The 14820-nt window shown below is 50.3% G+C and carries 14 protein-coding genes; 4 read left to right on the forward strand and 10 right to left on the reverse strand.

Annotated features, from left to right (window positions below; all coding sequences use genetic code 11):
• Positions 1–3: 3 nt before the first annotated feature.
• Complete coding sequence (gene yejK, locus AC566Q_RS13330; protein WP_499606962.1) at positions 4–1044, reverse strand: nucleoid-associated protein YejK; 1041 nt, start codon at positions 1042–1044, stop codon at positions 4–6.
• 137 nt (positions 1045–1181) lie between these two features.
• Here yejK and AC566Q_RS13335 point away from each other — a divergent pair, with 137 nt between their 5' ends.
• Positions 1182–1403: a YejL family protein gene (locus AC566Q_RS13335; protein ID WP_105935111.1), complete on the forward strand. Its 222-nt coding sequence runs from the start codon at positions 1182–1184 to the stop codon at positions 1401–1403.
• Between the two features lie 5 nt (positions 1404–1408).
• The gene (locus AC566Q_RS13340; protein ID WP_499606964.1) at positions 1409–2923 is read left to right on the forward strand and encodes a DUF3413 domain-containing protein; all 1515 of its coding nucleotides are present in this window, start codon (positions 1409–1411) and stop codon (positions 2921–2923) included.
• A 54-nt stretch (positions 2924–2977) separates the two neighbouring features.
• On the opposite strand, the gene mmsB is transcribed toward AC566Q_RS13340, so the two are convergent.
• The 4 genes from mmsB to AC566Q_RS13360 are packed head-to-tail and all read right to left on the reverse strand — an operon-like array spanning position 2978 to position 7652.
• Positions 2978–3868 carry a 3-hydroxyisobutyrate dehydrogenase gene (gene mmsB / locus AC566Q_RS13345; protein WP_499606966.1) on the reverse strand — a complete coding sequence of 297 codons (891 nt, stop codon included), beginning with the start codon at positions 3866–3868 and terminating at the stop codon, positions 2978–2980.
• A gap of 2 nt (positions 3869–3870) precedes the next feature.
• Positions 3871–4986 carry an enoyl-CoA hydratase/isomerase family protein gene (locus AC566Q_RS13350; protein ID WP_499606969.1) on the reverse strand — a complete coding sequence of 372 codons (1116 nt, stop codon included), beginning with the start codon at positions 4984–4986 and terminating at the stop codon, positions 3871–3873.
• Between the two features lie 9 nt (positions 4987–4995).
• Entirely contained in the window at positions 4996–6150 is a 1155-nt protein-coding gene (locus tag AC566Q_RS13355; RefSeq protein WP_499606972.1) for an acyl-CoA dehydrogenase family protein, read from the reverse strand.
• A gap of 11 nt (positions 6151–6161) precedes the next feature.
• On the reverse strand, positions 6162–7652 hold the full coding sequence (locus AC566Q_RS13360) for a CoA-acylating methylmalonate-semialdehyde dehydrogenase (protein ID WP_499606974.1): 1491 nt from the start codon (positions 7650–7652) through the stop codon (positions 6162–6164).
• Between the two features lie 209 nt (positions 7653–7861).
• Here AC566Q_RS13360 and AC566Q_RS13365 point away from each other — a divergent pair, with 209 nt between their 5' ends.
• Positions 7862–9520 carry a response regulator gene (locus tag AC566Q_RS13365; RefSeq protein ID WP_499606977.1) on the forward strand — a complete coding sequence of 553 codons (1659 nt, stop codon included), beginning with the start codon at positions 7862–7864 and terminating at the stop codon, positions 9518–9520.
• Here the strand turns inward: AC566Q_RS13365 and AC566Q_RS13370 are convergent.
• Positions 9517–10383 carry an NAD(P)-dependent oxidoreductase gene (locus AC566Q_RS13370; RefSeq protein ID WP_499606979.1) on the reverse strand — a complete coding sequence of 289 codons (867 nt, stop codon included), beginning with the start codon at positions 10381–10383 and terminating at the stop codon, positions 9517–9519. The two genes, AC566Q_RS13365 and AC566Q_RS13370, sit on opposite strands and share 4 nt — an antisense overlap.
• Positions 10384–10528: 145 nt before the next feature.
• On the opposite strand from AC566Q_RS13370, the gene AC566Q_RS13375 reads away from it, so the two are divergent.
• Positions 10529–11542 (forward strand): 2-hydroxyacid dehydrogenase, encoded by a 1014-nt coding sequence (locus AC566Q_RS13375; protein WP_499606982.1) that lies wholly within the window; start codon positions 10529–10531, stop codon positions 11540–11542.
• Here the strand turns inward: AC566Q_RS13375 and AC566Q_RS13380 are convergent.
• From AC566Q_RS13380 to sohB, 4 genes are read right to left on the reverse strand one after another with little or no spacing between them, the layout of a single operon-like run.
• Positions 11539–12285 carry a methyltransferase gene (locus AC566Q_RS13380; protein ID WP_499606984.1) on the reverse strand — a complete coding sequence of 249 codons (747 nt, stop codon included), beginning with the start codon at positions 12283–12285 and terminating at the stop codon, positions 11539–11541. The two genes, AC566Q_RS13375 and AC566Q_RS13380, sit on opposite strands and share 4 nt — an antisense overlap.
• 10 nt (positions 12286–12295) lie before the next feature.
• Positions 12296–13048: a Nif3-like dinuclear metal center hexameric protein gene (locus tag AC566Q_RS13385; RefSeq protein WP_499606986.1), complete on the reverse strand. Its 753-nt coding sequence runs from the start codon at positions 13046–13048 to the stop codon at positions 12296–12298.
• A gap of 3 nt (positions 13049–13051) precedes the next feature.
• Positions 13052–13693 carry a TetR/AcrR family transcriptional regulator gene (locus AC566Q_RS13390; RefSeq protein ID WP_105935101.1) on the reverse strand — a complete coding sequence of 214 codons (642 nt, stop codon included), beginning with the start codon at positions 13691–13693 and terminating at the stop codon, positions 13052–13054.
• On the reverse strand, positions 13694–14716 hold the full coding sequence (gene sohB / locus AC566Q_RS13395) for a protease SohB (protein WP_499606989.1): 1023 nt from the start codon (positions 14714–14716) through the stop codon (positions 13694–13696).
• Positions 14717–14820: the final 104 nt, after the last annotated feature.

Below are 14820 nucleotides of genomic sequence, written 5' to 3' on the forward strand. Positions count from 1 at the left end.
AGCTTAGCTGTTGCGTTTTAACTGGTCTTTTAAGTTAGGCGGGATCCCTTTAATCGTCAGCGTATCGGAATCCGGGTGATAGATAATACGGTCACCCAGTAATTTACGGTCAAAACTCAGCGACACGCCGCCGCCCTGACCACTGAACTTCGCCAGTTGCCGAATTGCTGCCGGATCTGGCTGGACTTCCGGCTCAATGGGTGTTTCCAGCCCCTGGGTAAACTGGGCAAAGTCCCGCTGGTTGTCTTCATCACGGGGTAACTTTTCAGCCAGTTCGCTTATTCTTATGCTGTCACCGCTGTCTATCTGCTGTTTAAAGTAGTTAGAAACTTCGGTGCGATGTGCGGTTTTCTCTTCGGCATCCAGTCCTTCACTAGCCAGATAATTCTCTACTGAGCTTATCAGTTGTTTATTTTGCTGCTTCACATCAACCTTTTCTTCGCAGCCAACAAACTGCATGAAAAAGTCAGAGACCTTACGCCCCATGCGCCCTTTTATAAAACTCACATAGCGCTGTTGCTCAGGCTGAATGCGGTACTGGGTTAAATCAATTCGCACCGCCAGCTGCATTTTAGCCAGATCTAAATGCTCACGGCTGTTAAGTTCCAGCTGTTGGTTTATCTCTACGTGGGCCTTGGTGTTCAGCAGCGTAACCAGTAAATACTGGGTGGCCAGGTATTCATAATGCACAAACAACACAAACCCGGTTTCCACCTGACCGGTGTCAACCAGCGATTTCAGCAGCAGATCACCGGCGGTTTTGGTAAAAGGCACAAATACCGTGTCGCTGTCCGAAGGCGAGGCTTCGTGGTGGGCCGTGTAGCCGTTTAACGATTCAGAAAAGCTGGCATCTTCTTGTTCTGTTTCAATAAAATGTCCTACCCCTTTGCCCGGTTTACTCACAAAGGTGTGATGTAATTGCTGGCCCAGTTGTTCCAGAGCCGGCGTTACCGGCAGGCAGCCTTCCCGGGGGATCAGTTGCATTTTACCTTCGTTATTAACGATAAGCTGATGCACGACAAAATGATGAATCAATATACTCATGAATTACCAGTGTCCAATTCGTTGATGAATGATGCAGTTTTTTGAATGAATGATTGTTATCAGATGCACAACGATTATAATCGCTTTATTGCCAAAAACTTTGCTTTTTCAAGCGATTTAACGATAAGAGGCGTAAAATGCCCCAACAAAGCCGATACAGTGATGCTGAATTCGAACGTCTGATGAACGACGTTATTATGGTACTCGAAAAACACGGTGCAAGTCGTGATCTTTCTTTGATGGTACTGGGAAATGTGATTTCTCATATTTTTGAGCATCAGGTCCCCCCTGCCAATCGCGAAGCGATGGTTGAACAGTTTGCCAGCGTGCTGGTAAAAAGCGTGAAAGGAACGGCCTGACCCCCATGATTTTAGCAGAATCCCCAAGGCGTCAACGAGTAACAAAACTGGTAAACTGGGGTCACTGGTTTGCACTGGCGAATATCGTTATCGCCATAATTATTGCCTCTGTGTTTGTTATCTCCTCGCCGGCGCCGGGTACGGTACTGGGTACCTTTTACCTGTTTGCCAACTGGTTCGGGCACATCAGCTTCTTAACCTTTTTTGGGTTTGTGATATTTATTCTGCCGCTGTGCTACCTGGACGTTTCCCAGCGTGTAATAAAAACCATTGCCTCCGCCGTGTCAGCACTGGGGCTGGCGTTAATGGCCTTTGATGCTCTGCTGTATAACCGCACCGGCTTTCATTTAAGTCATAACTCCGCTTACCTGATTAAAAACGAAGCCGAAGCCCAGCTGTTTCAGTTTGGCTGGCAACAGTTTTTGTATCTGTTGCTATTGTTTGTGGTGTGGTTTGGTTTTCAGCTAATCCTGGCTAACGCCGTCTGGAAGCGTATCGACCGATTAATGCACTATCGCATTGGCCGTCGGGTGGTGAGCTTTTTTGTGGTGTGCTTTGTGTCTGGCCACGCTATCCACGTCTGGGCAGATGCTCAGCTCTATCAGCCGATCATCAAACAGGACAACATGTTTCCGCTGTCCTACCCGGCCACGGCAAAAACCACCATGTCGCGTTATGGGCTGCTGGATATCGAACGCTACGAACAGCGTAAGCAATTACAGTTTGACCCGGACATACATAGGGTCAATTACCCGTCGGATCCAGTGTATTGCGCGCTGGAGCCGGAAAGGCAGGCGCTGTTACTAGTGCAGATTGACGAGACGGATATCAGCCAGGCGATGAAAGAAGCAGACCTGCGCCATATCGACAATTACTTCACCACCTCTACCAGCATGGGCGGCTTAATTACAAGTACGCTTTACGGGGTTCCGGAGTTGTATCAGCAAAGCCTCAAAACTACCCAACCTGTGCTGTTTGGTTTAAGTGATGCCTATGGCCTGAGCACAGAGCTGTACGCCGGCTCAGACGCGCAGCTTAAAGCGGAGTTTACGGAGCTTACCTTTAGTGAGCGGTTAACCGGTTCAGCGAATATTGTGGTGGCATTTGCCGACGGCGGTGCACTCACCCGTTTACTGCAGCGCAGCGATTTAACTAACACTCTGGTAATGGTGGCAACCGGTTATCAGCAATCCAAAGGCACGTTGTATACCAATTTAGCAGTTAACAGCGAACTGGCCAGTACCGAAGATTTAATACCAACCCTGGTCAATGCACTGGGTTGTAGCGCACCTTCACAGTTTTACTCCACCGGGCAGAACCTGTTATCTCCAAAACGTGACTGGTTAGTCAGTACCTCGGGCGAAAAAATTGTGGTGTTTTACAGCGATCAGCGTATCGATGTACTGAGTAATGGTAGTTACGACATCACCAATATCAGTAATGAAATGCGCAGTGACGATGCGCTCAATGTTGATTTACTCAGCCGGGCAATCAAACACCTCACGCGGTTCTCACAGTAAAGCAAAAAATAGCAGCCAAATGGCTGCTATTTTTATATCCGCCTGAAGAAAGTCTTAGTCCTTTGCAAACAGATTAAAGATACTTGAAAAGTCTTTATCGGCATTGTCGCTCTGTCCCTGATGCAGTCGATACAGCGCCTGCGCCGCAGAGGCCATAGGTGTAGCTGCGCCAACCTGTGCAGCGGTATCCATGGCCAAGGTCAGATCTTTATTCATCAGTTTAACCATAAAGCCGCCCTGATAACCATTGCTTGATGGCACGTTATCCATAACGCCGGGGCAAGGGTTGTATTTTTGCAGGGCCCAGTTGCAGCCCGAGCTTTGCAGCATAATGTCTGACATCACTTTTGGGTCGAGGCCATTAGCAATGGCCAGTTGCAGTGCTTCGGACGTGCCTGCCATAAGCACAGATAGCAACATATTGTTGCAGACTTTGGCAATTTGCCCGGCCCCCAGATCACCGGCTCTGAACAGGTTTGCCCCCATCATCGACAGCACCGGCCGGGCCCGTTCAACATCCGCTTCCTTACCGCCCATAATAAACGTTAGCGTACCGGCAGCTGCACCGCCTACGCCACCGGAAACCGGCGCATCAATAAAAGCAATGCCTGCCTGCTGAGCCTGCTCTCCCACCGCGATTGCACTTTGCGCATCAATGGTACTGCAGTCGATCAGCAACGCGCTTTTATCAACATGAGCAAGCAAACCGTCTTCGCCCAGATAAAGGGATTTAACATGGGCAGCTGCGGGTAACATGGTGACGACTACATCAGCGCCAGCCACCGCTTCCTGCGGTGAGCCTGCTTTGTGGGCTCCGGCTGCTACTAATACATCCACCGCTTCCGGCATCAGATCAAACACCGTAACATGCTGATTATGTTTTAACAGGTTGCGAGCCATTGGCCCGCCCATATTACCCAATCCGATAAAGGCAATTTGTGTCATGATTATTCTCCGGATAGTGTTAGCGGGGATTGCTCCCAGGGGCTGGTAAAATGTAGCTCTACAACGTCTTCAGAGACGCTGTCTACATCGGCAAAGCGCCATTGGGGCTGTTTGTCTTTGTCAATAAGTAACGCTCTGACACCTTCGGCAAATTCGCCGGACTCGGCGCAGCGACATGACATAATAAGTTCCATCTCAAAACATTCAGCCAGCGAAAGCGATTTACCCCGCCGGATTTGCTCCCAGACCAGGTGCATGGTGATCGGCGAACCTTTACTCAGCGAATGCTGCGCCTTACTCAGCCATTCATCCTCGGTAGACTGCATGGCTTGTATCGCTTTTACCGCCTCACTGGCGCTTGTGCAGCCTTGCAGGGCCTCATCAATACTGTGCTGATGAGCGGCTAGTTGTGCCTCAGGCCGCTCATCGGCGCTTAGTTGGTAACGCTCACACAGATTATCTAACTGAGCAGTCACCTGCCCGTCCTGCCACTGAGTGTCACCAAGCGCTTGTAGCAGTGAAGGCAAAAACTCATTAGCCATGATGTATTCGCCTAAACCAATAAACAGTCCGTCAGCCGCGTTTAACGACGCTCCTGTCAGCCCGGCAAATAAGCCGGATTGACCCGGCGCGCGGGACAGAAAATAGCTCGCTCCGACATCGGGATACAAACCAATGGTAATTTCAGGCATGGCCAGCCTCGATGAAGCGGTCAATAACCGGTGGCTGGCCCCAGCCAGCAGGCCGATACCGCCGCCCATCACAATGCCTTCGCCCCAGGCGATAATCGGTTTTTCGTAGGTGTGAATGGTGTAATCAAGACGGTATTCAGTGGCAAAGAATTCAGCAATAAATTCAGGGATCTGATTAGCCGCCGACTGCATAGCCTGATACATGGAGACAATGTCGCCGCCAGCACAAAATGCCTTGGGGCCACTGCCACTTATCACCACCATTAAAACGGAATCATCCGATCGCCAGGCATCCAGTTGTTGCTGCATCGCCATGGCCATATCCAGATCCAAAGCGTTAAGCGCCTTCGGTTTATTTAACTGCAGATGACCAATCTGGCGTCCACAACGGGTCGGAATAAGACTGCTCTGTAGTTTATCTGTCACTGTTTTCTCCTAAACAAGTTCGCTACCTTCCTGCAGCACGCTTCGACTGATAATTAAGCGCATAATTTCGTTGGTACCTTCGAGAATTTGATGCACCCGCACGTCCCGCACATGGCGTTCAAGCGGGTATTCTTTAATGTACCCGTAGCCACCATGGATCTGCAGAGCTTCGTTACATACCGTAAAGCCTACATCGGTGGCAAAACGTTTTGCCATGGCACAATAAGCCGTGGCCTGGGGATCACGCTCATCAAGCTTGAATGCAGCCAGCCGCACTAACTGCCGGGCCGCAACCAGTTCGGTTGCCATATCGGCCAGTTTAAATTGCAGCGCCTGAAATGCGGCCAGTGGCTTACCAAACTGCTGTCGCTCATGCATGTAATCGCGGGCGGTATTTAACGCCTGTTGCGCCGTACCAATAGAACAGGTAGCAATGTTGATCCGGCCGCCATCGAGCCCTTTCATCGCAAAAGTAAAACCCTGACCTTCCTCACCGAGTAAATGACTGGCCGGAATACTGACATTATCAAAGGTGATCATTCGCGTGGGCTGGGCATTCCAGCCCATTTTTTCTTCCGGCTTACCGTAGCTGATACCCGCCGAGTCTGCAGGTACTGCGAACGCAGAAATTCCTTTCGCACCATTATTGGCTGTACGAGCCATTACAATGAGTAAATCAGTGCTGCCCGCCCCGGAAATAAACACTTTGCTTCCAGAGAGTACGTATTGATCGCCCTGCCGCTCTGCTTTAGTGGTTAAGCTGGCTGCATCTGAACCGGCACCGGGTTCGGTTAAACAATAGGAAGCCAGTTTATTGCCGCTAACCAGATCCGGTAACCAGGCATCTTTTACTGGCGCCTGGCCATAAGATGCCAGCATCCAGGTGGCCATATTATGAATCGTTAGCATGGCCGTGGTGGCAGTACAGCCCATAGCCAGCTGTTCAAAAATAATTGATGCGTCGAGGCGGCTGAGCCCCAGTCCGCCGTCTTCTTCCGGGGTATAAAGCCCACAGAACCCCAGTTCACCGGCCTGACGTAAGGTGTCTACCGGAAAGGTGTGGTCTTTATCCCACTGCGCAGCGTAAGGCGCCAACGCCTGTCTGGCAAACTGGGCTGCCACATCGGCAAAGGCCTGTTGGTCTTCGTTTAGATTAAAATCCACTGACTGTCTCCCTAGCGTAAATTAATCGTCAGGTTCGGGCCGGCGGGAATGCTGTCTTCCGGCCAGCGCGAAGTGATGGTTTTAGTTTCGGTATAAAAACGCACTGCCTGCTTGCCGTACGCATGCAGATCGCCGAAGAAGGAATTTTTCCAGCCGGTAAACGAGAAGAACGGCAGTGGCACAGGAATAGGTACATTAATCCCCACCTGACCCACGCTGACTTCAGACTGATATTTACGTGCGGCGGCACCACTAGCGGTGAAAATGGACGTACCATTACCGTAAGGGTTGTCGTTAACAATAGCCAGCGCTTCATCCAGTGAATCCACACACAGGCAGCACAACACCGGGCCAAAAATCTCTTCCTGGTAAATGCGCATGCTGGTAGTGACATCACTAAATACCGTAGGGCCAATCCAGTGACCTTGCTCGTAGCCCTCAACCGTACATTCTGAGCCATCGACCAGACAAGTAGCCCCCTCGTCCTTACCAGACTGAATAAGACCTAGTACCCGCTCTTTGGCAGCATTACTGATGAGCGGCCCGAAGCCGGCTTCTTTGTCATCCCATAGGCCGGGTTTCACTTTGGCGATGGCACCGGCCAGTTCGTCTATCCACTGCTGCGCATCGCCAACAAATACGGCTACCGAAATAGCCATACAGCGTTGTCCTGCAGCGCCTACTGAAGCGCCAACCAGATTATTGATCACATGCTGTTTATTGGCATCAGGCATGACTACGGAGTGGTTCTTAGCACCGGCAAAACACTGGGCCCGTTTCATATTGGCCGTGGCGGTCTGATGAACGTGTTTACCTACCGGTACTGAACCAACAAAAGAAACCGCGGCGACATCCGGATGATTAAGCAACTGGTCAACCCGCTCGCGACCACCATGAACCACATTCAGCACACCGGCCGGCGCGCCGGCTTCCATAAACAATTCGGCCAGTAATACCGGTGTTTGCGGATCCTGTTCAGAAGGTTTGAGCACAAAGGTGTTACCACACACCACGGCAAGCGGGAACATCCACAATGGGATCATGGCTGGAAAATTAAACGGCGTAATGCCCAGGCAGACACCGAGAGGCTGTATAACACTGTACGTATCAATGCCCCGGGCAACATTTTCTACCGTTTCGCCCATCATCATGCCAGGCGCGTTCATGGCCTGTTCAACTACTTCAATGCCACGCCAGACATCGCCCATGGCGTCATCAAACACTTTACCGGTTTCACTGGCTAAGACTTTAGCAATGCGTTCCTGCTCACGCTTGAGGATGGCCTGATAACGCATCATCACCCGTGCCCGCTCTGTTACCGGCACATTTTTCCAGCTGTTAAAGGCTTTTTTAGCGGCAGCAACCGCTTGTTCGGTTTCTTCTGCTAATGCATCCGGTACGCGGGCGATCACGTCGCCACTGGCAGGATTGGTGACATCAATCATGTGTTGACTGGCGGAGGATCTAAATTCACCGTCGATTAATAGCTTAACGTTTTGCATTACCGTTTATTCTCTGTCGTTAGTTTTATCCTAACGCTATAGCATGACTCCGTTTACGTAAACGTAAGCAGGCGTGAAAGCTGCGTTAACATTGTAAATAAATTGTGACATTGTTAGTCGTAACCATACCTATTATTGAATTTACGCTTTTATTTTAGGTCCCTGCTGATATGCTTAACTCAGGTAACACTGACGAACGCGGTAGATGAATGGTGCAAAAAATCAGAGTCGCAATTATTGAAGATAATGCGACAGCCCGGGCCACCATTCGTAGCCACCTGATTACCATGGGTAATTTGGAGGTGGCAAGCTTTAGCACCGGCAGCGAGTTAAAAAACGTGCTGCGCAAGCAGCATTTCGAACTGTTAATTTTTGATTTTCATCTTGGTCAGCGCCGTAACGGTGTTGAATGGGTCCAAGCCCTGCGACAGGCTGATTTTATCCGCCCGAGTACCGGTATTATTTTTCTGACCGCCGACAGAATGCCTCAGACCATTGGCCAGATTATCGACATTCATCCCGATCTGCTGTTACTTAAGCCCTACACTATCAATTCACTGCAACGCGGACTGAATCATTACCTTGAGTACCGCAAGCAAGCCAGTAAAGCGCTGATGTACCTTGATGATGGTGACTGCGATCGGGCTATTGATCAGATTCAGCAACAGCTTCAGTCGCCGCTGTCAGCCAGACTGCGCTCCGATCTGGAAAAACTTCAGGCCAGATTGCTACTGCAGGTTCATCAGTATGCTGAGGCGCTCGATATTTATCAGCGGGTACTACAGCAATCCGATAAGGTACTGTGGGCCCAGTGGGGCAAATTAAAATGTCAGTTTTTAATGGGCAACTGGCCCAACTGTCAGGAATCACTGGATGCTATGCTCGATACCTTGCTGACCCGCGACAAAGCCTTTGAATGGCTGGCGTGTTTGTCTTTTGAGCAAGCGGCTTATGAGAAAACCGAATACTATCTCGATCACATTCAGGACAGCGAACTCAGCCTGCCGGCGACCCGCCTGAAAACCATGACCTACCAGAAACAAAACCGGGTCATTGAAAGCATAGATTTGCTACAAAAAAAGCGTGAGTACAACCGCTCTACCAAAGAGCGCTTCGACGAATTCACCTTCGAGCTGGCCGAGTTTTACCTGAGTATTGCCCAAAACAGCCCGATGAATAACCGCAAAGAGAGCCTCACTCAGGCCAGAAAGTTAGCCGGTGTAGCAGCCCGCAGCCAGGGCGACTCGCTGGTCAGACAGCGCCACGATTATTTGTTGGCCTACAGTTATGTTCTGGAAGATCAGGGGGATAAAGCCAGAAGTCTCACGCAACGCGAACACATGCAGGTATTTAACCGAAGTTCTGCAAACACGTTAATTACGGCCGCCAGGGTGTATGGTGCACTTGGCAATGAAACCCAGGCGTTATATTTACTTGATATGGCTAAAGTAAAAAGTGAGCTGGGAGAAATGCCGGCAGAACAGCAAACGCTGCAAAGCCGGTTGATTAACGCGGAAAAAGAATCTGGCCTGGCTCATAGCCGTGCCGATATCTTTAACGAACAGGGCCAGCAGCTATTTGTTAAGGAAGCGTATCAGCAAGCGCTTGCCGCGTTCTATCATGCCCTTCAGCTACGCCCGTCATTGCCGGCGATTGCTCTCAACATGTTGCAAACACTGCTGGTAGAACAACAAAGTAGCTACCGCAGTGTTCTGCTGAATGATTTGGTTCAGCAAATTCATCACAGTGAACTGTCTGAAACTAACCAGCAGCGTTTTGCCAGATTACAGAAGAAATACCCGCAAATTAATGAGGTATTGATGGCAGCAACTCACGCCAGCGCCGCCAACCCGGTAACCCCGCCTTAACCCTGATGCAAACGGGTTAATAAGCTCGACGTATCCCAGCGCCCACCGCCGCTTTTTTGCACGTCAGCATAATACTGATCAACCAGCGCCGTCAGCGCCAGCGTCGACCCGTTCTTACGAGCTTCATCCAGAGCGATCGCCAGATCCTTACGCATCCAGTCAACCGCAAAACCAAACTCATATTCACCTTTGATCATGGTTGCAGCACGGTTTTCCATTTGCCACGACTGCGCAGCGCCTTTACTGATAACATCGATTACGGTGCCACAATCAAGCCCGGCCTGCTCACCAAAGTGCAGGGCTTCGGCAAGGCCCTGAACAATCCCGGCAATGCAAATCTGATTCATCATTTTAGCCAGCTGGCCGCTGCCGTGACCACCTATCAGCTGACTGTGACGGGCATAGGCATCCATAACCGGCTGCGCGCGGGCAAAGTCGCCCTCTTCGCCACCAACCATAATCGTTAGCTGGCCATTTTCTGCACCAGCCTGCCCGCCTGAAACCGGCGCATCCAGAAAGCCAGCCTGCCGTGCTGCACAGGCCTCAGCCAGCTCACGGGCGAGTTCGGCTGACGCTGTGGTATGGTCAACCACCAAAGTACCCGCACTGGTGCCAGCCAGAATGCCTGACTCGCCATAAACCACCTGACGAACATCATCGTCGTTGCCTACACATAAAAACACCAGTTCGGCGCCCTCTGCCGCTGCGCAAGGTGTGGTGGCTATGCGCCCACCATACTGACTCTGCCAGCTTTCAGCCTTACTGGTAGTGCGGTTATATACACACACGTCAAACCCGTTGGATTGCAGATGCCCGGCCATGGGAAATCCCATTACGCCCAAACCAATAAAACTCACTTTCATTATTTTTCCTTAGTCCCCGAATCAAGGTGAAGAATGTCGCGCTGCCAAGTGTAACACGCTGACAATTTATTCAAGCAAGCTTAACTTGACTGTAGGGCGCATCCTAATAGTATTAGCGGTACAGGGAAAGACAACGGGATTGCTAATGACTCCTCCACCACGCGTTGCCATGTTCAGTGCGCAGCAGTACGACATTCAATCATTTAAACAGCATCCGCTGTATGAGCAGATTGATCTGACCAGCTTTGAAACCTCGCTGGGGCCGAAGACCGTCTCGCTGTGCCAGAATTTCGATGTGCTCTGTGCTTTTGTTAACGATTGCCTCGACAATTCGATTTTACAGCAGTTAAGCGATCAGGGCGTTAAACATATCGCACTGCGCTGCGCCGGATTCAATAACGTTGATATCGCTGCCGCCAAAGAGTTGGGACTGGCCGTTTCACGGGTACCCGCGTATTCGCCTGAGGCCGTGGCCGAACATGCTCTGGCGCTTATCATGACGCTGAACCGCAAAACCCATAAAGCTTATAACCGGGTCAGGGAAGGCAATTTTAACCTTAACGGTCTGCTAGGCTTTACCCTGCATAACAAGAAAGTGGGAATTGTAGGGACCGGCCATATCGGCGCCGCGCTGGCACGTTTACTGACTGGTTTTGGTTGTGAGATTTATTGCTACGACCCCTACCCTGATGACGCGCTGATTAAACAAGGAGTGGTATATACCAGTCTCGATACCTTGTTTAAAGAATGCCATATTATCAGCCTTCACTGTCCGCTCAATGAGCAGAGCCACCATCTTATTAATGCTGAGTCTCTGGCCAGCATGCGCGATGGGGTGATGCTGATTAACACCTCTCGCGGTGGCCTGATCGACACTCACGCGGTTATTGAAGCGTTGAAAAAACACAAGATTGGCTACCTGGGCCTGGACGTATATGAAATGGAATCAGAACTGTTTTTCCGCGATCATTCCAGCGAAATTATTCAGGACGATGTATTTGAGCGACTGCAGACCTTTCACAATGTGTTGATTACCGGCCATCAGGGCTTTTTTACTGCCGAAGCACTTGATCAGATTGCTGAAGTTACGCTACAGAATATGCTGGCGCTTAACAATAATACGGCCGACGACAGCCGCTTTGTGGTACTGCCGGATTAATCCGGCTGTTTTTCCAGCCACAGGTGAAAATACTTGCCCAGCCATAAATACGGCTCCTGGTGACCATACTGACGTTCGGTGGCCAGTAGCTCCTCATATTTGGAATCGGCCATGTCACGGTCACGAAGGTAATCATGAAAACAGCGAATACCGCGCATTGAGTGCACTGTAAAACCAAGGTTTTGAACTTCAGCGATAACGTCTTTTGGCACCAGCGGCTGCTGAGGGTTTAACCGCACCTGCTTTTTCACTTTCATACCGCGGGCAATGTAATCAAAATTACCGTAAACCGCGTTACTGAACAGCGCCGCATCGCGATTAAAAAAAGTCAGACTTAGTTTTGCCCCGGCTTGCATCCGCTCAGCCAGCATGGCTAATGCCTGATACGGTCGGGCCAACCATTCCAGCACGGCATGGCACACGACTACATCAAACTCGCTGAGGTCGTTGATGTCGAATAAGTCGGCCTGCCTGATGGCGATAGCGGCACCCAGTTGCTGACGCGCGATAGTTAAAATATCTTCTGAAATATCAGTCAGCGTTAACTGATGACCAAGCCCGGCCAGAAAGGCAGACATCACGCCTGTGCCACCGCCCAGTTCAATAATGTTTTGCGCCGGCTCTTCGGCCAGCACTTCACTTAACACATCGCAAAGCAACTGGTGGCGCAGGCGACCTTTGGTAGTGCCATATATATTACGGTTAAATTTTTCCGCCAGGCCATTAAAGGATTGATCTTTCAACAGGGTCGTCTCAGGCCGGGTTATCAATGTCGATAAAGGTTACCTTCAGGCCAAATTCACCTGCCAGGTGCTCACCCACTGCTTTAACACCGTAGCGCTCGGTGGCATGATGGCCGGCAGCAATAAAGGCAATGCCCATTTCGCGGGCGATATGAATGGTCTGCTCCGACACTTCACCGGTAATAAATAGATCACATCCGGCCATTGCGGCCTGTTCGATAAAACCTTGTCCGCCGCCGGTACACCAGGCAACCTTGTTAACCGGCTTATCTGCTTTGCCTTCGCAAACTACCAGGGGTCTGTCCAGCTTTTGCTCGATTAATGCAGAAAGTTCACCAAGCGTGGTTGAAGTCTCGCCCTGGTAAACAATACCCGTTGGGCTGACTGCTTCCAAAGGCGCAACGTTGCTAAGTTCAAACAAGGCTCCAAGCTGCGCGTTGTTGCCCCACTGATGATGCATATCAATGGGTAAATGATAAGCCAGCAGGTTAATGTCATGGGCCAGTAAACTGGCAATGCGGCGTTTTTTCATACCTACAAGCGGCTCACTCTCGCCCTTCCAGAAGTAACCATGATGGACCAGCATGGCATCGGCACCGACCTCGATGGCGGCATCGATAAGTTGCTGAGAGGCGGTAACGCCGGTCACTAAATGCTGGATATCCGCACAACCTTCAATTTGTAAGCCGTTCGGACAGTAATCCTTGATGGTCGCGACCTGCAGTTCCTTATTCAGATAATCAACAAGTTGAGTCGTCAGCACGATTTACCCCTCGTTTTGATAGCCGTCGCCGCTGATCCCCTGGGCAACGAATGGAAACAGATGTTCAATCACATCGGCAATATCGATGTCTTGCTGATAGTCGGCCTTGGCAATGTCTTTCAGCGCCTGACTCGATGCCATGGAGAACACGAAGCTGCCAATAGCAAAGTGTAGGCGCCAGAATAGTTCATCGGCCGGAATAGCCGGTAATGCCGTTCGTAGCATGGCGAGTATGGTTTGTACTGTCTCGCCGTAGCTGCCCATAATAAAGCGGCGTAAGTGGCCCTGGGACTCGGTATAGCCCTTACCCAGCAATTGCACAAACATTTCGGTGCCATCGGGCTGCACCGCATTGAGGTTAAGCAGCGGCCCCTTTAGGTTTTGCAGCACCTGATCCACGCCTTTGCGACCCACGCTGGGAACCAACTTTGCCAGCGCCTCATCAATTTGCGGCATCATTACATCAAAGTAACGCTTGAGCACCGCCTGAATGAGGTTTTTCTTACTGCCAAAGTGGTAATTCACTGAGGCCAGATTCACGTCGGCCCGGGCGGTAATTTCACGCATCGAAGTTTGTCCGTAGCCCTGTAATGCAAACAGGTACTCAGCGGCTTCAATAATTCGCGCTTTGGTTTGCTTACTCATTTACGACTTTTTAAACCATTGTGGAAGTTGACTGACCATACGCATTGCGGCCCTTTCTGCGCCCTGAGCAAAAGACATCCCCAGCTTTTCGGCAACGTTTTTCTTTTGCATAAATTTCACCGCAAAAATATCGCGCTCCGGATAAACACTCATGATGTAATCATCAGAGGTACTGATGCCGTCAATCAGGCCCAACTCCAGCGCCTGGCTGCCATACCAGTATTCACCGGTTGCCACTTTGGCAATATCCAGTTCTTTACGGTTGGTACTAACCCAGTCTTTAAACATCACATGCACAGCTTCAAGCTCTTCGCGGAATTTTTCCCGGCCTTCGTCGGTATTTTCACCAAATACCGTGAGTGTACGCTTATATTCACCAGCGGTGTGCTGCTCGTAATCGATGTCATTTTTCTTTAGTAACTTGTGGAAGTTAGGCAGCTGAGCCAATACCCCAATAGAACCAATAATGGCAAACTGACTGGCCACCAGATGATCGGCCACACAGGCCATCATGTAACCACCACTGGCAGCCACTTTATCAACCGCTACGGTAAGCTTTAAGCCTTTATCACGAATACGCTGCAGCTGCGCAGCGGCCAGCCCGTAACCATGCACCACGCCGCCGCCACTTTCGACTTTAACCAGCACTTCGTCTTTCTCGGTTGCAATACACAACACGGCCGTCACTTCTTCGCGCAGTTTTTCTACCTCATGGGCGTCCATTGAGCCCTTGAAGTCAATAACAAACAGTTTACCGCTGTCCTCTGACGGCTCTTTATTCTCTTTCTGCTTTTTCTTTTGTTCTTTGGCCAGTTTCTTCAGGCTGGCTTTGTCCAGCGTTACCTGTTGAGCATAGTGAGTAATGTCTTTTAACTGCTCACTTACTGAATGAATTTCCAGCTGCCCTTTACCTTGCTTTTGTTTTGCCGCAGCACCTGCTGCCAGGGCCAGAACAATCACAATTGCTGCTACCAGCGTAACTGCCTTTGCTAAAAATAGTCCGTATTCGTATAAGAATTCCACAGATGCCTCTTGTGTTATTGTTTGTCTGATTTTTTCAAGCTGAATCATACCAGTGATCGTCTTCGCTGACGATACACAAAGCCTATTCCGCGTGCAGTGCCTCA

This window comes from Alteromonas sp. H02, assembly GCF_059682525.1.